Annotated in this window: 19 protein-coding genes; 4 read left to right on the forward strand and 15 right to left on the reverse strand. The window is 60.6% G+C overall.

Annotated elements, in window-relative coordinates:
- The first annotated feature begins 41 nt into the window (after window positions 1–41).
- The 4 genes from EIY71_RS08190 to EIY71_RS08205 all read left to right on the forward strand — a co-directional run bounded on the left by EIY71_RS08190 (window position 42) and on the right by EIY71_RS08205 (window position 1,912).
- On the forward strand, window positions 42–710 hold the full coding sequence (locus EIY71_RS08190; RefSeq protein WP_134021294.1) for an HD domain-containing protein: 669 nt from the start codon (window positions 42–44) through the stop codon (window positions 708–710).
- Between the two features lie 82 nt (window positions 711–792).
- The gene (locus EIY71_RS08195; RefSeq protein WP_039770633.1) at window positions 793–1,137 is read left to right on the forward strand and encodes a hypothetical protein; all 345 of its coding nucleotides are present in this window, start codon (window positions 793–795) and stop codon (window positions 1,135–1,137) included.
- Between the two features lie 52 nt (window positions 1,138–1,189).
- The gene (locus EIY71_RS08200; RefSeq protein ID WP_011335416.1) at window positions 1,190–1,444 is read left to right on the forward strand and encodes a hypothetical protein; all 255 of its coding nucleotides are present in this window, start codon (window positions 1,190–1,192) and stop codon (window positions 1,442–1,444) included.
- A gap of 87 nt (window positions 1,445–1,531) precedes the next feature.
- Complete coding sequence (locus EIY71_RS08205) at window positions 1,532–1,912, forward strand: Rho termination factor N-terminal domain-containing protein (protein WP_074688089.1); 381 nt, start codon at window positions 1,532–1,534, stop codon at window positions 1,910–1,912.
- Between the two features lie 60 nt (window positions 1,913–1,972).
- Here EIY71_RS08205 and EIY71_RS08210 read toward each other — a convergent pair whose 3' ends face one another.
- The 15 genes from EIY71_RS08210 to EIY71_RS08280 all read right to left on the reverse strand — a co-directional run bounded on the left by EIY71_RS08210 (window position 1,973) and on the right by EIY71_RS08280 (window position 17,299).
- On the reverse strand, window positions 1,973–2,902 hold the full coding sequence (locus EIY71_RS08210) for a PfkB family carbohydrate kinase (protein ID WP_134021297.1): 930 nt from the start codon (window positions 2,900–2,902) through the stop codon (window positions 1,973–1,975).
- Window positions 2,895–4,361 (reverse strand): cytosine permease, encoded by a 1,467-nt coding sequence (locus tag EIY71_RS08215; protein WP_085647459.1) that lies wholly within the window; start codon window positions 4,359–4,361, stop codon window positions 2,895–2,897. The genes EIY71_RS08210 and EIY71_RS08215 overlap by 8 nt, the downstream gene beginning before the upstream one ends.
- A 160-nt stretch (window positions 4,362–4,521) precedes the next feature.
- A complete protein-coding gene (locus EIY71_RS08220) occupies window positions 4,522–5,520 on the reverse strand; it encodes an ADP-ribosylglycohydrolase family protein (protein WP_134021300.1) in 999 nt (332 codons plus the stop codon).
- Window positions 5,517–6,230: a GntR family transcriptional regulator gene (locus EIY71_RS08225; RefSeq protein ID WP_134021303.1), complete on the reverse strand. Its 714-nt coding sequence runs from the start codon at window positions 6,228–6,230 to the stop codon at window positions 5,517–5,519. The genes EIY71_RS08220 and EIY71_RS08225 overlap by 4 nt, the downstream gene beginning before the upstream one ends.
- A 282-nt stretch (window positions 6,231–6,512) precedes the next feature.
- Complete coding sequence (gene araH, locus EIY71_RS08230; RefSeq protein WP_011335422.1) at window positions 6,513–7,481, reverse strand: L-arabinose ABC transporter permease AraH; 969 nt, start codon at window positions 7,479–7,481, stop codon at window positions 6,513–6,515.
- Between the two features lie 12 nt (window positions 7,482–7,493).
- Entirely contained in the window at window positions 7,494–9,038 is a 1,545-nt protein-coding gene (gene araG / locus EIY71_RS08235) for an L-arabinose ABC transporter ATP-binding protein AraG (protein WP_129973709.1), read from the reverse strand.
- A 56-nt stretch (window positions 9,039–9,094) separates the two neighbouring features.
- The gene (locus tag EIY71_RS08240) at window positions 9,095–10,099 is read right to left on the reverse strand and encodes a substrate-binding domain-containing protein (protein ID WP_129973708.1); all 1,005 of its coding nucleotides are present in this window, start codon (window positions 10,097–10,099) and stop codon (window positions 9,095–9,097) included.
- Between the two features lie 143 nt (window positions 10,100–10,242).
- Window positions 10,243–11,061 carry an SDR family oxidoreductase gene (locus EIY71_RS08245; protein WP_011335425.1) on the reverse strand — a complete coding sequence of 273 codons (819 nt, stop codon included), beginning with the start codon at window positions 11,059–11,061 and terminating at the stop codon, window positions 10,243–10,245.
- Window positions 11,062–11,331: 270 nt separating this feature from the next.
- A complete protein-coding gene (locus EIY71_RS08250) occupies window positions 11,332–12,207 on the reverse strand; it encodes an SMP-30/gluconolactonase/LRE family protein (protein WP_134021306.1) in 876 nt (291 codons plus the stop codon).
- A 25-nt stretch (window positions 12,208–12,232) separates the two neighbouring features.
- Window positions 12,233–12,949 carry a FadR/GntR family transcriptional regulator gene (locus EIY71_RS08255; protein WP_007950814.1) on the reverse strand — a complete coding sequence of 239 codons (717 nt, stop codon included), beginning with the start codon at window positions 12,947–12,949 and terminating at the stop codon, window positions 12,233–12,235.
- A 129-nt stretch (window positions 12,950–13,078) separates the two neighbouring features.
- Window positions 13,079–14,140: a DUF6792 domain-containing protein gene (locus tag EIY71_RS08260; protein ID WP_158247723.1), complete on the reverse strand. Its 1,062-nt coding sequence runs from the start codon at window positions 14,138–14,140 to the stop codon at window positions 13,079–13,081.
- 109 nt (window positions 14,141–14,249) lie between these two features.
- Window positions 14,250–14,810 (reverse strand): DUF1285 domain-containing protein, encoded by a 561-nt coding sequence (locus tag EIY71_RS08265; protein WP_085745054.1) that lies wholly within the window; start codon window positions 14,808–14,810, stop codon window positions 14,250–14,252.
- Between the two features lie 15 nt (window positions 14,811–14,825).
- Window positions 14,826–15,431 (reverse strand): DUF4823 domain-containing protein, encoded by a 606-nt coding sequence (locus tag EIY71_RS08270; protein WP_007950810.1) that lies wholly within the window; start codon window positions 15,429–15,431, stop codon window positions 14,826–14,828.
- A gap of 122 nt (window positions 15,432–15,553) precedes the next feature.
- Window positions 15,554–16,522, reverse strand: a complete 969-nt coding sequence (locus tag EIY71_RS08275; protein ID WP_102686506.1) for a GTP 3',8-cyclase MoaA — start codon at window positions 16,520–16,522, stop codon at window positions 15,554–15,556.
- 138 nt (window positions 16,523–16,660) lie between these two features.
- The gene (locus tag EIY71_RS08280; protein ID WP_007950805.1) at window positions 16,661–17,299 is read right to left on the reverse strand and encodes a TetR/AcrR family transcriptional regulator; all 639 of its coding nucleotides are present in this window, start codon (window positions 17,297–17,299) and stop codon (window positions 16,661–16,663) included.
- Window positions 17,300–17,521 lie beyond the last annotated feature (222 nt).

The following is a 17,521-nucleotide window of genomic DNA, read 5'->3' on the forward strand; positions in this document are numbered from 1 at the left end:
ACAGATTAGGCTAGCGCCGCCGAACACTCGAAAGGATGCCCATGAACAACTTCGCTTTCTCGCCCCTTGTGGAACTCGCCACAGAACTGCTGCCCCACGCGCTGGAACCGTCGGAAGACGGCGCTCATGATCTGTCGCATCTGCAACGGGTCTGGCACAACGCGCGCACCTTGCAGGCCGACGAAGGCGGCGACCTTGAAGTGCTGCTCGCGGCCGTGCTGCTGCACGATTGCGTCGCGGTGGAAAAGAACTCGCCGCTGCGCTCACAGGCATCGCGTCTGGCTGCGGAAAAAGCTTCGAAGGTGCTGGCGAACATGCATTGGCCCGACGCCAAAATCGACGCTGTCACCCACGCCATCGAAGCCCACAGCTTTTCCGCCAACATCACCCCGATCACCCTCGAGGCGCGGCTGATGCAGGACGCCGACCGTCTCGACTCCCTCGGCATGCTCGGCGTCGCCCGCACCTTCTACACCGCCGGGCGCATGGGCAGCGCGCTGTACGACCCGCACGATCCCGAGGCCCGGGAAAGGGACTACGACGACAAGCGATTCTGCCTCGATCATTTCCAGACCAAACTGCTGCACCTCGCCGACGGTTTCCAGACCGACGCCGGCCAGCGTCTGGCGCAAATCCGTCATCAACGCCTGAAGGGTTTCATGGAGCAATTCAAGGAAGAGATCGGCCTCGAAAGCGCTCAGCCTTTCTGAACCGTTCGTCGATCATCAGGCACCAATCTTTCACGAGGGCAGACCAAAAGGAGGTAAGGATTTCAATCACTGGAGACACTCTATGATCTCGTCAAGGTTGACTGCGCTCGTATTCGCTACCCTCCTCAGCCCGGCGGTATTCGCCGCCTCGACTACCGCTGCCGGTACCGGGCCGACCGATCCGGTTACCCAGCCAAGAGCCCCCGCCATCAACAGCGCCCCCGGTATGAATACCGACGGCTCGGGTGTTCCGCTGATCAATCAGCCACCCGCGACGGGAACCGATCCTCGCACCCAGGGCAGCGATCCCGGTCGTCAGGGCGGGATGAACACCCCCGACGCTCCGGCCGCCCCCGACAACGCAGGCCCCGGCGTCGGCTCGAAAACCACCACGGGTGGTTCGGGCTCTGAAGGCGCAGGTCAGTAATCCGTGCTGCATCCACGCAACGTGTCTTATCCACTTCCCTGAAGAGGTAACCATGAACGTCGATAAAAACCTGGAAAAAGAAGTCCTCACCCGCCTGTTGCATGCTCACCCAAGCGGCCTCGGCAAAGAGGTGCTGGACAATTATCGCGGCGAGAAAGTCGTGGCCAGTGCCCTCGCCGCCCTGCAGGAGCGTGGACTGATTCATCACGGACACATCACTTGCAATGAAGCGGGAGAACATTCGCTGAATCTGCCGATCAAGCTCAGCGCTGCGGGTGTGGAAGCGGCGCGTAAACTCGATACCTGACGCTTGCGGTCACTGGCGCATGCAGTGTTCGAATGCATTGCCTGCGCCGGTCATTCCGAGATTTATCCAGCCACCAGGAGACTCGCCATGCCTCGTGGAAGCAAAGCCAAATACACTGAAGAACAGAAGCGCAAAGCCGAACACATCGAAGACAGCTATCAAAACAAAGGGATGTCCAAGGACGAAGCTGAAGCCCGCGCTTGGGCGACTGTGAACAAACAGTCCGGCGGCGGCGAGAAGGCCGGAGGTTCCGGGCGCCGGAAACCTGCCAGCGCCAAGGCCGAGGATCGCAAGGAATCAGCGCGGCGCGCGGCGGTGAGTCGTGAGGGACATTCGCGCGACAGCAAGGCTTCACGCGAAGTGCAGACGGTCGACAGCCTGCGCAAGGAGGCCCGGGAGCGGAAAATCCCCGGGCGTTCGTCGATGCGAAAGGATGAGTTGATTGCGGCGTTGCGCAGAGCCGGCTAGGTCCAGACTGGATGTAACGGCTGAAGGCCTTATCGATGGCAAGCCAGCGATTGCGATCGTTCAGTCAGTGCATTTTTTGCTGATCAGCACATCAACCTCGGCCGTGCCAGGAGCGGTCGCCGGGCCCCAGCGAGTGACCGCTAACGCAGCCGCAGCGTTGGCGCGCCTTGCGGCTTCGTGAGCTGCCAGCCCTTGCGCCAGCCCGGCCACAAATACCCCGGCGTGCGCATCGCCCGCGCCATTGCTGTCCACCGCCTGCACCTTGAAACCTGGCACATGCTGACGTTCACCGCGCTGATGAATCCAGCAACCCTGCGGGCCGTCGCGCACTACCATCAGCACATTTCGTGGCAGGTGCACGGTCAATCGGTCCAGCGCGGTTTCGATGTCCGCCGCGCCCGTGAAACGCAGCGCCTCGACACTGTTGCTGGTCCACACATCGATGCGCGGCAGCAATGCCTGCATCATCGGTGAGTCCGGCGATTCCACCAGCGGGCCAGGATCGAACACCACGTTGATCGTCTTCGGCAGCGCCAGCGTCCAGTCCAGCAACGCCTGGGCCTTGCCGCTGTGCAGCAGGCTGTAGCCGCTGACGTAGACGTAGTCCCCCGTCTCGGCGGCGACGCTGTTCAGCTCCGCCGTCGTGACCTCGCCTTCCGCACCGATGTAGGAAATGAAACTGCGCTCGGCCGACGCATCGGTCAGCGCCACGCAGATCCCGGTGTCACGTTCTGCAGGTTGTTCGATGCCGATGCGGATGCCTTCGGCGTTCATCGCCTGCCGTGCCAGATCACCGAAACGCCCATTGCCATGACGACCTAGATAGACCACCGGCAAGCCGTTGCGCGCAGCGGCAGCCATCACATTGAAGCCGCCGCCGGCTTCGAAACTGGCGGACTGCGCCAGCACGTCACCGCCGATTTGCGGCAGCGCCTCCACGGCCATGACCAGGTCGATGATGACCTGGCCGGTGTGCAACATCTTAGGCATGAGCATTCTCGGATTGCGCAGCGCGGCGATCTCTCGCCCCGCCGAGTACGAAGTAAATGCCGCCGGCGACCACGAACGTCACGATCCAGCCGAGGCCGTTGTGGCCCAGCCAGGAGTCGGACAGGAAGCCCTTGAACCAGACGTTCTCGGCGGTGGTGCCGATGGTGGTGAAACTGAAGCCCAGCACGATCGCGATCGCCCACGCGCCGAACGCGCGCCACTCGATGCCGCCGCTGTACCAGTAGGCGCTGCTCGGGCTGACGTCGAGCAGGTCTTTGGGGCTGTAGTAGTGACGGTGAATCAGGTCGACCACGAAGATCCCGACCCACGCGGTGATCGGCACCGCCAACAGCGAAATGAAGGTAATGAACGGGCCGTAGAAGCTGTCGGCGATCAGCATGAAGTAGATCGAACCGGCGAAGATCGCAACGATGTCGACCACCACCGCGTACACGCGTTTGACCTTCAGGCCGAGGGTCAGCGTGGTCAGACCGGCGGAGTACACCGACAGGTTGTTCGACAGCAGCAGGCCTCCGAATGCGGTGATCAGGTACGGCACGGCCATCCACGTTGGCAGCATGTCGCGGATCGCCACGATCGGGTCAGTGGCCGAAGCGAGGTCGTTGTTGCCCACGGACAGCAGACCGCCGAGGGTGATCAGCAGCACAAGCGGAATCCCCGCGCCGAACGCCGCCGAAGCCACCAGGCGCACGGCCTTGACGCTGCGATGCTGATAGCGCGACATGTCGGCGCCGGCATTCGCCCAGCCGATCCCGGTGCCGGCCGCCATGGTGCCGATACCGATGATCATCGCGCTCATCGGCGCCGGCGTGGCGTTGAACACCGCGCTCCAGTCGATGGTCGCGCAGAGGAAGCCGCCGACCAGAATGTTCAGCGCACCGAACACGTAGGTCGCCCACTTCTGGATCACCAGCAAGGTGGCGTGGCCGAGGCCGGATACAGACAAGGTCAGCAGCACGAAAATCGCGATAAAGATCAGGGTCAGCACCGGCGCGCTTTTGGCTTCCACCGGCGAGCCGAACAGGATCGAGCACAACGACAGCAGCACGAACGCGGCGGTGGTGGTGTTGACGGTTTCCCAACCCAGACGCGACATCAGCGACACCAGCGTCGGGCCGATATTGCCGCGCACACCGAAGATCGCCCGCGACAGGGTCAGGCTCGGCGCACGACCGCGACGGCCGGCAATCGAGATGATCCCCACCACCGCGAACGAACCGGCAGCGCCGAGGATGGCGACGATGATCGCCTGCCAGATCGCCAGGCCGCGAAACGCAACCAGCGTGGCGCCCAGCGGCAGGCCGAGGATGGAAATGTTGGCCGCGAACCAGACCCAGAACAGTTGCAGCGGATGGCCGTTGCACTCGCCTTCCGGCACCGGTTCGATGCCCCGGGTTTCCAGTTGCCCGGCGCTTTGCCCGGCGGTCGATGAACTCATGAAAAATGCTCCTGTTTGCCTTTATTGTGGTTGTGGCAATGACGCAGAACGACAAGACATCCCGCCCCTTCCTGGGCCTGTCTGCGCGATCCATTGCGGGTGAATATTCAAGACTTGTGGTGCGGCCATCGCTGGCAAGCCAGCGATGGCGTCAGTTCAATCAGCGCAAGGCCAAAAGTCCCTGCACCAACGGTTCAAGCTCCAGACCATTGACGGCCTTCACCGTCTCGATCATCGGCGCCGGCCAGCTCTGCAGGCCCAGGCAGGCCCCGAGCATGGCGCCGAGAATCGCGGCGATGGTGTCGGTGTCGCCACCCAGGCTCGCGGCCATGCACAGCGCATCGAACGGCATCATTTCACCGACCGCGACTTGCTGCGCGAGGGCGAACGACACCACCACCGATTCCTGCGACGCAACCGAGGTTCCGATCACGTCGTACAGCAGATCCGCGAGCAACACCGGGTCGCTCTCGACACTGATGCTGCGCGCCCAACTGATCCGCGACGCAATGCGCCCGCCGGCCACCCAGTGCCCATGAGACTCCGCTTGCTGGGCGATCTGCTGGCCGAGGTTCAGCGCCTCGCCCAGATCCAGGCCGTTGATGCCGGCCGAGACCTCCGCAGCCACCGCCGCCGCGCTGGAAATCCCCAGGGTGGTGTTGTGAGTGACCTGACAGGCCTGCACCACCGCCGCGATAAAGCGCTCGGGATCGGCGACATCCGCCGCGATTCCCACCGGGGTGATGCGCATCGCTGCGCCGTTGGTAGTGCCATAACGGCCAGCCTCTTCCGGCGAATGGCCGGCAAGGATCATTTCGATCGCACGTTTGGTCGACGGGCCGAGCAAGTCCTGCGAGCCCTTGGCCTGCATCTCGGCTTCCCATTCGATCAGCCGTTGCGCGAGCACTGCCGGTTCGATCCCGCCTTTGCCTTCGACCAGCAACTCGCCGACCAGAATCGCCTGTTCGGTGTCATCGGTGATCGAGCCTTTGGGCATGTTCGCGGCAATCGGCTGCAAGGGGCCGGCGTCTTGCAGATCAGTGATCTGGCCGAAGCGCTGCTTGATGGTTTCGCGGTTCAGGGATTGGGTCGGCATGCCCAGCGCGTCGCCCAGGGCCAGGCCGTAAAACGCGCCCAAGGCACGGTCGAGGGCGGTCATTTCGATTCTCCAAATTGCAGGTGCAGACGGAAATGCACCGGGTCGAGCAGGCTTTCGACCTGCTCCATGAAGCGGTTTTGCCGATCGTAGGTGGTGCGCAGCGCCTTGAGGAACACCGTGCCTTCGGGACGACCGAGCAGTTCGGCATCCACGGCGTTGAGCGGTTCGGCACCGATCCACTGATCGCCGCGCTCGCCGATGTAACCGTAGGCGGCCAGGGTGATGGTCAGGGAGTTATCGATCAGGCCCACTCGCGGCAGGCTTTCCAGGCCTCCGCTGGCGGGCATCAGAGAGCGTTCAAGGGACACCGCCGTACCATCGTTGGAACGGCGGCGACGTTCGAGAAGAATGAATTGATCGGAGCCGAAACGCGCAAGCAGATCCGCACGAGTCACGGCCTCCAGACGCAGCACGTCGGTATTGATTATCGCCCCGCTGTCGGCCAGGGCCTGGGCCCAGCCGCTGCGCTGGTCGAGCACCACACCGTCAAACGTGACGATGGAGCCGACCCCGCTCTGCGTGGCGATGTAATTGCGCCGCTTCAGTTCGGCCAGCGCTTCGCGCAACGTGCCACGGCTGACGTTGAATTCCTGAGCCAACTGATGCTCGCCGGGCAACAGAAAGCCGTCCTCCATGAGGCCGCTTTCGATGCGTCGGACGAGCTCGTTGACCACCCGTTGTTTCTTGTCAAATCGTACCTGTCTAATCATGTACAAATTGATAACCGAAACGGGTTGAGACGGGCAAGGGAAATTTTGGGTGGGGTGACGGAAGGCGGGAAGATCAAGAGCGCCCTCATCGGAACGCCGCCCGCCTAGCCCTCTCCCGGAGGGAGAGGGAACTGAATGGGGGATATTCGGGAGGTACGTCGACCTGAAAAGGCTTTGCCGAATCCATAATCGATTGGATTCTTCAGGTCAATGTAGAGCGCAAGACACCCGGTCGGCTCCCTCTCCCTCCAGGAGAGGGCTGGGGTGAGGGAGCTTTTGATTTCAGCGCTGTTTCAGACGGTCAATGACAACAGCCAACAACAAAATCGACCCACGAATCACATACTGATAAAACGTGTCGATATTCTTCAGGTTCATCGCATTCTCGATAATCGCCAGAATCAGCACCCCGGCAATCACATGCCGAATCATCCCGATCCCGCCGCTCAACGAAACCCCGCCCAGTACGCAAGCCGAAATCACCGTCAGCTCAAACCCCTGCCCGATCATCGGCTGCCCTGAAGTCATCCGCGAAGCCAGAATCACCCCCGCCAACGCACCAATAACCCCGTGCACCGCAAAGATGATGATCTTCGTACGGTCAACATTCACCCCCGCCAGCAACGCCGCTTCCTGGTTGCCACCAATGGCCATGGTGTTGCGCCCGTAGGTCGTGTAATTCAGCAGCCAGCCGAAAAACAGGAAGCAGACGATGGTGATCAGGATCGGCACCGGCACGCCGAACAACTGGCCGTTGCCGAACACGAAGAACGATTCCTGGGACACGCCCACCGCTTTGCCGTTGGCAAAAATGTAAGCCAGGCCACGGACGATCTGCATGGTCGCCAGCGTCGTGATCAGCGCATTGACCCGCAACTTGGCGATCACGATGCCGTTGATCAAGCCGACGATCAGACCCATCACCAGCGCCGCGCTGACGCCGAGAAATACGCTGTTGGTGTCGCGCATCACCACCGCCGCCACCACACCGGCGCAGGCAATCACCGAACCCACCGACAAGTCGAAATGTCCCGATGCCAGGCAATACAACATGGTGCACGCGGCGATCCCGGTGGTGGAAATCGCCAGGCCCAGGCCACGCATGTTCAGTGGCGAGAGGAAGTTGTCGATCAGCAAGGTGCAGGCGACAAAAATACCCACCGCCGCCAGCAGCATCACCCAGTCGTCGAGGAAGCGCCGCATATCCAGAGGTTTGCGCTCGGTCGGCAGGGTTTCGTTTTGGGTTGTCATCATAGTCACCTCTCAGTTCGCCACGCCGTCAGCGCGGTGGCGCGGCAAAGCCAGTTGCAGCAGGTTGGATTCGTTGGCCTGGTCGCGGCTGACTTCGCCACGCAGGGCGCCCTCGCACAGCACCAGAATGCGGTCGGAAATGCCCATCACTTCCATCAGATCGCTGGACACCACGATCACCGAAATGCCGTCCGCGGCCAGGTTATGGATGATCTGGTAGATCTCGGCCTTGGCGCCGATGTCGATGCCCCGGGTCGGTTCGTCGAGCAGCAGGACTTTCATCGGCATCGACAGCCAGCGGCCGAGAATCGCCTTCTGCTGATTGCCGCCGGACAGGAACTTGATCTGTTGCCCGGCATGGGGCGTTTTCACTTTCAGGGCCTTGATCTGTTTCTCGGCATTGCCCTTTTCCCAGATCCCGCGCAGCAGGCAACCGAGCCCGGAATTCGCGCCCCGTGCACTGATGTTGATGTTCTCGGCGACGCTGGCGAGCGGGATGATGCCTTCCTTCTTGCGGTCTTCCGGGCACAACAGAATCCCGGCGGCAATCGCATCGCGGGGCGAACGCAGTTTCAGTTCATGACCGCGCAATTCCAGACGTCCGGCGGTGTTGCGCTCCAGACCGCTGAGCAGCCGGAACAACTCGGTGCGCCCTGCCCCGACCAGTCCGAACAGCCCCAGAATCTCGCCTTTGTGCGCATCGAAACTGATCGGCTCGCGCAGGCCCGGGCCGAGCAATCCATCGACTCTCAGCGCCACGGCACCGCGCGGGCGACCGCGATAATCGTAGATGTCCTGAATGTCGCGCCCGACCATGCAAGTCACCAGTTGATCATGGGTCAACTGGCTCATGTCGTCGAAGGTGCGCACGTAGCGGCCGTCCTTGAACACCGTCACCGCGTCGCAGATGCGGAACACTTCTTCCATGCGATGGGAGACGTAGAGCACGACTTTGCCTTCGTCGCGCAGTCGGCCGATGATCGCCATCAACCGGTCGATTTCCCGCGCCGAAAGGCTGCTGGTCGGTTCGTCAAAGGCAATCACATGCGCGCCACGGGACAGCGCCTTGGCGATTTCAACCAGTTGCCGCTGACCGAGGGACAGGCGTCCGACCTTGGTCTGCGGGTCGATTTCATCGGCCAGGCCTTTGAGGCAAGCCAAGGCTTGCTGGCGCAGCGCGCCGCGATTGATCAGGCCGAAACTGGCCGGCAGGTGACCGAGAAACAGGTTCTCGGCCACGGTCATTTCCGGCACCAGATGCAACTCCTGGTGAATCACCGCCACGCCGCTGCCGATGCTGTCGGCGGTGGACTTGAACGCCATCGTCCGCTCGCCGATCTGCAGCTCGCCGCTGCTCGGAATGTAGGCACCGCCGAGGATCTTCAGCAGGGTCGATTTGCCAGCGCCGTTCTCGCCCATCAAGGCGTGAACCTGCCCGGGGTGAGCGACGAAACTGATGCCGTCCAGCGCCTTCACGCCCGGGAAGGTCTTGCCGATCCCGTTGAAACGCAGGCTGCCGCTGGCGCTGTGTTCTTGTGTCTGTACTTGCGCGTGCATTTAAGCCACCTCATCACACCGTTCAAGCGGCCCGGCTGCCCGGGCCGCCGCTGCCGTCAGTTCCACAGGCCGATCTTCTCCAGCTCCTGCTTGAAGTTGTCGCGGGTGATCAGGGTGACGTCGTCCATCGCGGTGTACTTCGGTGGTTCTTTGCCGGTGGTGACCCACTCGTGCATCATCTCGGCGGTCTTGTAGCCTTCGATGTGCGGGCTCGGCAGCATTGAACCGTAGAAGCCGCTGTTGGGCTTTTTCAGTTCGCCGATGGCGTCGGTGCCGTTGATGCCGATGCCGATCACATTGGCCGCGGCAAACCCGGCGGCTTCAGTGGCGCGCACGCCGCCGAGCACGGTGTTGTCGTTCATGCCGCCGATGATCAGGTTCTTCGCCGCACTCGGCAGCTTGACCAGCGCCGAGTTGGTGGCGTCCATGCTGCCCGGTACGTCGAGGGTTTTCAGGGCGGCGGTCAGAATGTGATCTTTCGGCATGCCCGCGTCTTCGAGGGCCTTCATTGAGCCATCGGTGCGCTTCTTGCCGGTGTCGAGTTCGTTGTAGGTGTTGACCACCGCGTAGGTGTCTTTCCAGTCCCAGTTACGCTTTTTCGCCTCGGCGGCCATGGCGGCGCCCTGCTTCTGGCCGACTTCGAACGCGGCCATGCCGAGGTACGGCACGTCTTCCATGAACTTGCCATTGGCGTCGACGAAACGGTCGTCGACGGCGATCACTTTCAGGTCATTGAGCTTGGCCTTGGCCATGATCGCAGGGCCGAGGGACACGTCCGGCGGGCAGATGACGAAGCCCTTGGCGCCGTTGGCCGCAAGGCTGTCGATGGCCGAGAGGGTTTTCTCGCCGTCCGGCACGGCGATCTTGATCAGCTCGAAGCCTTTGTCTTTGGCAGCTTTCTCGGCGAAGGCCCATTCAGTCTGGAACCACGGTTCTTCGGCCTGCTTGACCAGAAACCCGATCTTCACCGGATCGGCGGCCAGCAGCGCACTGCTCAGGCTGAACGCAGTGACCGCCAGCGCGGTACTGCACAGGGTACGAATCCCGAAACGACGTTTCATAAGCAGACTCCTTGTTATTTTTCTTGAGCGTTATTTGAAAAACGTTAAAGCGGTCGAAGCGTTTCCTGCTAATCATGACGACAATAGTCATATCGTATGATGATTGAATTTCAGGCGGACCTTTCCACCTGAAATCCGGATTTTCAGTCGTGGTACATCACCGAGCGGCCACCATCGATGGTGATGCACGAGGCGTTGATGAACGGCGCTTCATCACTGGCCAGGAATACAGCAGTCATTGCCACTTCGATCGGTTGGCCGATGCGTTTCGGTGGGTGCAGATCGAAGGCGCGCTGACGTTCGGCGTGTGGGTCGGCGAAGCCGTTCCAGTAATCGACGTTGAGCTGGGTTTCGATGTAGCCCGGGGCGATGGCGTTGACGCGAATGCCTTTCGGCGCGTACTCGATGCCTAGCGCGCGGGTCAGCCCGAGCAAGCCGTGCTTCGCCACCGGGTACGGGAAGCAGCCGGGAATAATGTTGGTGGAATGGGTCGAGGCAATGTTGATGATGCTGCCGATGCCCTGCTCGATCATCTGCGGCAATACGGCTTTGCAGCCATACCAGGCGCCGTCGAGGTCGATGGCGAAGCAGCGTTTCCAGTCTTCTTCGGTCATTTCCAGCGGATCGCGGAACACATTGACCCCGGCGCAGTTGACCAGCACGTCGATGCGACCGTGCAGCTCGATGGCCAGTTTGGCCATGGCATGCAGATCCTGCTGACGCGAGACGTCGGCCTTGATCGCTTGCACATCGGCGCCCTGCTCGCGCCAGTGCGCGGCGACTTTCTCGACCTTTTCAGCCTGGATATCGCTGATCACTAGTTTGGCCTGCTGCGAGGCGAAGGTCGCGACGATTGCTTCGCCGATGCCTTGGGCGGCGCCGGTCAGCAGCACGACCTTGTTTTTCAGGCGCTCACCTTTCGGTGGCTCGGGCACCGGTGGCAAGGATAGTGGTTCAGCCATGAATCAGGACTCCTGTTCGAAAGCTTAAAAAAACCGGGCATCTGACGATGTCCGGTCTGGAAGGCTTGTGGAACAAGACAGGCGAGCGCACGCCGCGGCACCGAAACGGCCCGAAGCGCTGACTCCGCTATGGAGTGCGATGGAAATTCGCTGCATCACTTCACCTGTTTTGTTCTTTTTAAGTGTGAGTGCGTGTTACTGCTGGAGCCGACTATAAACCCGACCGCCGAATAATCTCAATATATAATTTTGCATCCCATATTTTGGGATCTAACCAGAAAAACGCGTACAGAGTTTTCCGGCCACATCCACCTTCAGCGACAGCACGGCGCCATCCAGCGGATGGTTCAGCGGACTTTTGGCGCTGGTGATGTACAGGGTTTTCAGGTCTACACCGCCGAATACGCAACTGGTCGGACGGCTGATCGGCAGGTCGATCTTGCGGTCGATCTGGCCATCCGGTGTCAGGCGCAGCAGGCAGCTGCCGTCCCAGCGGGCGTTCCACACGTAGCCTTCGGCGTCCATCGCCGAACCGTCCGGGCCGCCGTGCTGATCGGCGCTGTACCAAGGCTGGGCGGTGTCGAGGTTGCCGTCGGTGTGAATGAAATAGCGATACAAGGTGCTGTCGAGGCTGTCACCGAACAACAAAGTCGTGCCGTCGTCGCTCCAGAGCAGCGTATTGGGAATGCCCAGGCCGCGCAGCAATGGCGTGACCCTTTTATCCGGATCAACGCGGAACAGCCCGCCGGACCGACGCGTGATCGGCAGATCCTCGCCCTGCTCGCCGATGTTGTTTTGCATGGTGCCGAGCCACAAGCGGCCCTGGCCATCGCAACGTGCCTCGTTGGCGCGGTTGCCCGGTTGCGGATCGGCTATGCAGAACAGCGTCAGTCGCGGCTCAAGTCCGGGGGAATCGAGATCGAGCCGGTAGACGCCGCTGCTCAGGGTCACCAGCGCGTCGCCGCTGGCGCAGGGAATGAACGCCGAGACGTGCTCCGGCATCTGCCAGATCTGCACGTTCTGCCCGATCAGCCGCAGCGCCTGCTTGCCAGCAATGTCCACCCAGTACAGCGCCTGGGTAGGCGCATCCCAGAACGGGCCTTCGCCCAGTTGCGCCCGATGCTCTGTCACCGCAGTCCACGTCATGCAACCTCCTGTCTTGTTGTTTTTGTCAGCTGGCTTTTTTGTCAGCCATCACCTGCGGGTAGAACCGCTTGATGGCCAGGTCGGCATTGTCGATCAGGGTCATGCAGGCCCACACCCCGCGCGCGGCATCCCGGGCGGCGATGGCGTCGGCCATGTCTTTGTGGATGGGCAGAGTGCGGCGCAATTCATCGGGATCGGCCGCAGAAACTTCGAAGGACACGGCGAGCAATGCGCCGAGGGCCGGCACCATTTGCTCGATGAATTGATTGTGGCTGGCGGCGAGAATGCATTCGTGGAAGAACTGGTCAGCACGGTTGTAATCGATACCGCTGTCCACTGCCCGTTCCAGCGCGTTGTAAGCCTGCTGCACCGCTTGCACCTGTTCCACGGTCGCCCGCTCGCAGGCCCAGCGCACCGCCATCGGTTCGATGGTGCGGCGCAGGTCGAGCAGGTCATCGACGAAGTTTTCCGGCAGGCCGCTGCGCGACAGCCAGCCCACGACTTGCGGATCGAAAAGGTTCCAGCGTTTGATCGGCAACACCCGCGTGCCGACTTTCGGCCCGACTTCGAGCATGCCTTTGGCGACGAGGGTCTTGATGGCTTCGCGGATCACCGTGCGGCTGACACCGAGCTGCTCGCCCAGATCGGCCTCGACCTTGATCGCCTGCCCCGGCTTGACCTGGCCGGCGGCAATCCAGGCACCCAGCCAGTCAACCGTTGATGCGTGGAAACTGCTCGACATGGACACTCCGAAGCCGTTCGCTGTGGATGCCCAAGCTAATCATCATATGATTAAACGTCAATCGGGATTTTTAGGCTGGCGGACACAAGGCCTCAGGGGTACAACTCATCCCCCCCGAAGCGACCGACCTCAGGGGGCCGGAGGTGAGATCAATGGCACTGCCTGGTCAGCAAAACTTTCGGTATAAACGACGTCCTTGGTTGCCCCCGCCACTTCCGCGAAGCGACAGGCAAAGAACTGGCTTCCATGATTGGAAACACCCCCAGCGCTGGTCAAGAAGTTGAACCGCAGATCCCTGACGTGCGAATCCCTTTTTTGCGGCGGGACAATCATATTGATGACCAACCGCACGTAAGCGAGCGCTTCGCCATGTTCGAAAACGCGGTCAATTTCCAATCCATGAGTATTTTCATCGCGGGGGGGATTCTGGGTACTGAGCCAACCAGTGACAGGGGAGGAGTTGAATGCCACGACTTTTGAAACTTTGATCAGGTGCTCGCTGGATCTGGGCATTGCATAGGCCAACTGCTGCGCCAGACCGCCTCCAAGGGAATGCCCCAAAGCAACGACCTTCACATCAGGCGGCAGTCGATGCTGGCGAATGCGGGTCTGTATTTCATCCTCGAAGACCCGAGCCACAATATCTCGCGTTATATCGTATTGGTCTTCGCCACGCAGTTTTGTCGGGATGAACCAGCGAGCATTGGATTCCCAGTCCTGACGCTGATCACCCTCGGTACCACGAAAAACGATAGCGACCTCGGAAACGTCACTGCTTCCCTTGCCCGTTCGATGCTCCCATACACTGAAAAACAACTTCGCTTTCTCAGCCTTTTTGGCCAGATTGGGTCCAGGGAACTGAGTCCATGCGTACCAGCCGGGCGTGGGGATCGTCACATCACTGTGAGGTTTACACGATCGCTCGAACTGCTTGGATAAGGGCTCGGTCACTTGTTTGATATTGGCCTGCACCAGTTGTTGCTTGTAATCAGGCCATTTCAAGTGATAGGCATTCGCCGCGAGGGCTGTATAAACCCAATAATTCTTCGCGACTGTTTCAACGTCATGATGAATCGTGTAACTGCTCTGATCATGCTCTCGAATCAGTACGGTGTCCGGTTTCTGTACCCATGAGCTGCATCCCGTCTGCAAAACGATCAACGTCAGCGCACCGACTTGATGTCTGTTCATTTCCATGCCCCTTCTGGCGAGTGGCATCTTGCCACACTACAGCTATAGCAGCTGCCGGAAAGGATTCAAGCGGGCTCGATCTGCGCAGTGGCGCCAGGCGGACAACATCTCAAGGTTCAAGACCTATCGGGAAAAACTCACCGCCACTCCAAATACCCAACCATCGCTGATCGTCGATCTCACGGCTGACAGCCAGCTCCACTAACTGATAGAACACGTTGCGGTGGATCAGCGCTTCGAGGTTGGTGCGCACATGCACGTAAGGGGCAGGTTCTTGCGTCGTCGGATCGATTTCGACCCGGATCGGATGTTCGGGACCGGCCTCGGTGGTTTCATCGACGTTGGTGGTAAAGCGCAGCAGTTGCGCCTCCCCCTCGCCTTCCACCTCGACGGCAATCGCCACAAATGGCGCGTCATCGACCTTGATCCCGACCTTCTCAACCGGAGTAATCAGGAAATAATCATCGCCGTCGCGGCGGATGATGGTGGAGAACAGCTTGACCATCGGCTTGCGCCCGATCGGCGTGCCCAGGTAGTACCAGGTGCCGTCGCGGGCGATGCGCATGTCGATGTCGCCGCAGAAATCCGGGTTCCACAAGTGCACCGGCGGCAAGCCTTTGGTTTTGGGGATTTGCCCCAGCAGGTCATTGGCTTTTTGCGGGCCACTCATGGCGTACTCCTTGAATTACTGGTCCCCGACGCCCAGCAGGCTGCGCGCGTACTGCGCAAGCGGTGGGCCGATCAGGTCTTCGGGCTTGTTGTCGTGGAACGTCAGTAAACCGCCACGACTCTTGATCCGTGCAGTATCAATCAAATACTGGGTGCTGGTCTCGATCAACATGATCTGAATCACGCCGCCGTCGATACCGAGGCGATCCACGGCTTCCTGATCCAGCCACTCATCGGAGTTGCCGATGCGGTCGTCGGCCTTGGCGAAACGGGTGTACAGCAGGTAGTGGGCACCGGCGTCGCGGGCTTCGCCCATCGCCTGATCGAGGCCTTCCGGCGCACGGGCGCGGCGGACCATCGGGAAGTACTCGACGAAGCCTTTGAAGGCCTCTTCAGCCACTACGTTGGGCCGCGGGTAAGAACCACCCGGCGGCGCGAACGAGCCTTGCGCAATGTAGATGAACGAATCCGGCTGAATGCGGAAGTTGTTTACGCGACGGCTGTCGCTGTGGTCCAGCAGCCCCGCGTCGCTCATCTGGTAGCGAGTCCCTTCGGCCATGTCACTGACAGTCATACAGCCGCCCAGCGCCAAAACGGCCAGCAGCAAAACCAGGCTACGCATCCTAATCCTCCAGAAGCCGGTGACGGAAAACCGGCGAATGGCCGTAGGATGCAGCTTTTGCGCCAGTCCTTGGAAATGTGCAGGTGTCCGCTTTGAAATAAGGCGTTGTGGTTAAACCGGGCTTAGCCGCCGATGATTTTCATGACGGTCGCGCCGCCGGAGAACGCGACTTCCTGTTTGTCGCCCAGCGCCTTGACCAGCAGCCGCTGCAACGCTGGCAGCGCCTCATGACGCGGCTTGTCGAGCAGGTCACCGACGTAGTGGCGGTTGCTCGACGACAGGCAGCCATGCAGCCATCCGGTGGACGACAGACGCAGTCGCGAGCAGGTTCGGCAGAACGGCACACTTTCGTTGGCAATCACGCCGAAGTTGCCCCGACCGGGAATCGCATAGCGAACCGCCGTCGCGTCCACTGGCGCGTCTGTTTGCGCGTACTCGTAATGTTCGCCGATCAGGCTCAGCAGCTGTTGCAGGCTGACGAACTGTTGCAGGAAGGCGTTGGAATCAGTGGCCAGGTGGCCCATGCGCATCAGCTCGATGAATCGCAGCTCGAAGCCGCGCTCGAGGCAGTAATCGAGCAGCGGCATCACCTGGTCGAGGTTCTGCCCGCGCAACGGCACCATGTTGACCTTGATCTTCATCCCCGCCGCGGCCGCCTGATCCATGCCATCCAGCACGGTGGCCAGATCGCCGCCACGGGCAATGCTGCGGAACGCGCCGGCGTCCAGGGTATCGAGGGAAACGTTGAGGCGTCGCAGGCCGGCATCGACCAGCAGCGGGAGCTTTTTCGCAAGGAGCTGACCGTTGGTGGTCAGGCTGATGTCTTCCAGACCCATCTTGCCGACGGCGCTCATGAAAGATTCGAGTTTGGGGCTGACCAGCGGCTCGCCGCCGGTAATGCGCAGGCGCTCGATGCCGGCGGCTTCGATCAGATAAGCCACGCCACGTGCCATGGCCTCGGCCGACAGTTCATCCTGCGCAGCCACCAGCCGCTTGCCGTTGGGCACGCAGTAGGTACAGGCGTAATTGCAGGCTGAAGTCAGACTGATCCGCAAATTGCGAAAACGCCTGCCTTGACGGTCAACGATCATGAAGCACTCCGGCGATGGAAAATCGAGCGACTAAAACTTGACTCACAATTCAAGTTTTAGCAAGCCCTATGCCTGAGTATATTCCTGCGGTACTGCGCCATGTAGCGAAAAACACGGCGCATAAGGCAACTGAATGATTCAGCTGCTTGGCGTTTCAGGGTCGCGCTTGCGCTTGTTGCCCATGCGCACACCGATGTCCATCAGGAACTGGAAGAAACCTTCCTGATCTTCCAGCACATTGCTCCAGAACGGCGAGTGATACAGCGCCACCGCGCCGTGCACCAGCGCCCAGGATGCGCAGTAGTGGAAGTACGGCGGGACGTCTTCGAGCTTGCCTTCGCTGATGCGGCCCTTGATGAGCAGCGTCAGGCGTTCGAAGTTCGAGGCACGGATCTTGTGCAGCTCCTCGACCATCTCGGGCACCTGATTGCCCTTGACCACCTTCTCTTCCAGGCGATCGAACAGGCGATAGCGCTGCGGGTCGCGCATGCGGAATTCAAAGTAGGCACGGGACAGCGCTTCCTTGTCCTTGTCGACATCGGCCGAGTGCAACAGCTCGTTCAAGTCGCGCTCGTAATCGAGCATCAGGCGCAGATAGATTTCGGCCTTGGACTTGAAGTGCTTGTAGATCGTGCCTTTGCCGATACCCACGGCATCAGCAATCATCTCGACGGTGACACTGTCTTCACCTTGTTCGAGGAACAGCTTGAGCGCGGTATCGAGAATTTCTTGCTCGCGGCGACGAAACTCACGGACCTTACGAGGTTCTTTGTGCATAAGAAAAGGTCTGTAGGGGTCAAAATTCGAAGCCGCGTATTATGCCTAACTTGCGCAAAAATGCACGGATCATCCGACCATATCTGTGTTTCTTGTTCATTTCACGAACGTTTCGGGGGGAATGAGAACATAACCGAAGCGAACGTATTCCAAATTTGTTTAAAAACCCCGGCCGGCCAACTGGACTCGGCGCCAGACTGATCAATACTTGAACTGTCGGGC

Origin of the sequence: Pseudomonas sp. CH235 (genome assembly GCF_004368175.1) — a bacterium.
Classification (GTDB): domain Bacteria; phylum Pseudomonadota; class Gammaproteobacteria; order Pseudomonadales; family Pseudomonadaceae; genus Aquipseudomonas; species Aquipseudomonas paraglycinae.

Bases quoted from the DNA above. Each gene is read 5' to 3' on its own strand.
- EIY71_RS08190 (WP_134021294.1), top strand. From the start codon at position 42: ATGAACAACTTCGCTTTCTCGCCCCTTGTGGAACTCGCCACAGAACTG.
- EIY71_RS08195 (WP_039770633.1), top strand. From the start codon at position 793: ATGATCTCGTCAAGGTTGACTGCGCTCGTATTCGCTACCCTCCTCAGC.
- EIY71_RS08200 (WP_011335416.1), top strand. From the start codon at position 1,190: ATGAACGTCGATAAAAACCTGGAAAAAGAAGTCCTCACCCGCCTGTTG.
- EIY71_RS08205 (WP_074688089.1), top strand. From the start codon at position 1,532: ATGCCTCGTGGAAGCAAAGCCAAATACACTGAAGAACAGAAGCGCAAA.
- EIY71_RS08210 (WP_134021297.1), bottom strand. From the start codon at position 2,902: ATGCCTAAGATGTTGCACACCGGCCAGGTCATCATCGACCTGGTCATG.
- EIY71_RS08215 (WP_085647459.1), bottom strand. From the start codon at position 4,361: ATGAGTTCATCGACCGCCGGGCAAAGCGCCGGGCAACTGGAAACCCGG.
- EIY71_RS08220 (WP_134021300.1), bottom strand. From the start codon at position 5,520: ATGACCGCCCTCGACCGTGCCTTGGGCGCGTTTTACGGCCTGGCCCTG.
- EIY71_RS08225 (WP_134021303.1), bottom strand. From the start codon at position 6,230: ATGATTAGACAGGTACGATTTGACAAGAAACAACGGGTGGTCAACGAG.
- araH (WP_011335422.1), bottom strand. From the start codon at position 7,481: ATGACAACCCAAAACGAAACCCTGCCGACCGAGCGCAAACCTCTGGAT.
- araG (WP_129973709.1), bottom strand. From the start codon at position 9,038: ATGCACGCGCAAGTACAGACACAAGAACACAGCGCCAGCGGCAGCCTG.
- EIY71_RS08240 (WP_129973708.1), bottom strand. From the start codon at position 10,099: ATGAAACGTCGTTTCGGGATTCGTACCCTGTGCAGTACCGCGCTGGCG.
- EIY71_RS08245 (WP_011335425.1), bottom strand. From the start codon at position 11,061: ATGGCTGAACCACTATCCTTGCCACCGGTGCCCGAGCCACCGAAAGGT.
- EIY71_RS08250 (WP_134021306.1), bottom strand. From the start codon at position 12,207: ATGACGTGGACTGCGGTGACAGAGCATCGGGCGCAACTGGGCGAAGGC.
- EIY71_RS08255 (WP_007950814.1), bottom strand. From the start codon at position 12,949: ATGTCGAGCAGTTTCCACGCATCAACGGTTGACTGGCTGGGTGCCTGG.
- EIY71_RS08260 (WP_158247723.1), bottom strand. From the start codon at position 14,140: ATGAACAGACATCAAGTCGGTGCGCTGACGTTGATCGTTTTGCAGACG.
- EIY71_RS08265 (WP_085745054.1), bottom strand. From the start codon at position 14,810: ATGAGTGGCCCGCAAAAAGCCAATGACCTGCTGGGGCAAATCCCCAAA.
- EIY71_RS08270 (WP_007950810.1), bottom strand. From the start codon at position 15,431: ATGCGTAGCCTGGTTTTGCTGCTGGCCGTTTTGGCGCTGGGCGGCTGT.
- EIY71_RS08275 (WP_102686506.1), bottom strand. From the start codon at position 16,522: ATGATCGTTGACCGTCAAGGCAGGCGTTTTCGCAATTTGCGGATCAGT.
- EIY71_RS08280 (WP_007950805.1), bottom strand. From the start codon at position 17,299: ATGCACAAAGAACCTCGTAAGGTCCGTGAGTTTCGTCGCCGCGAGCAA.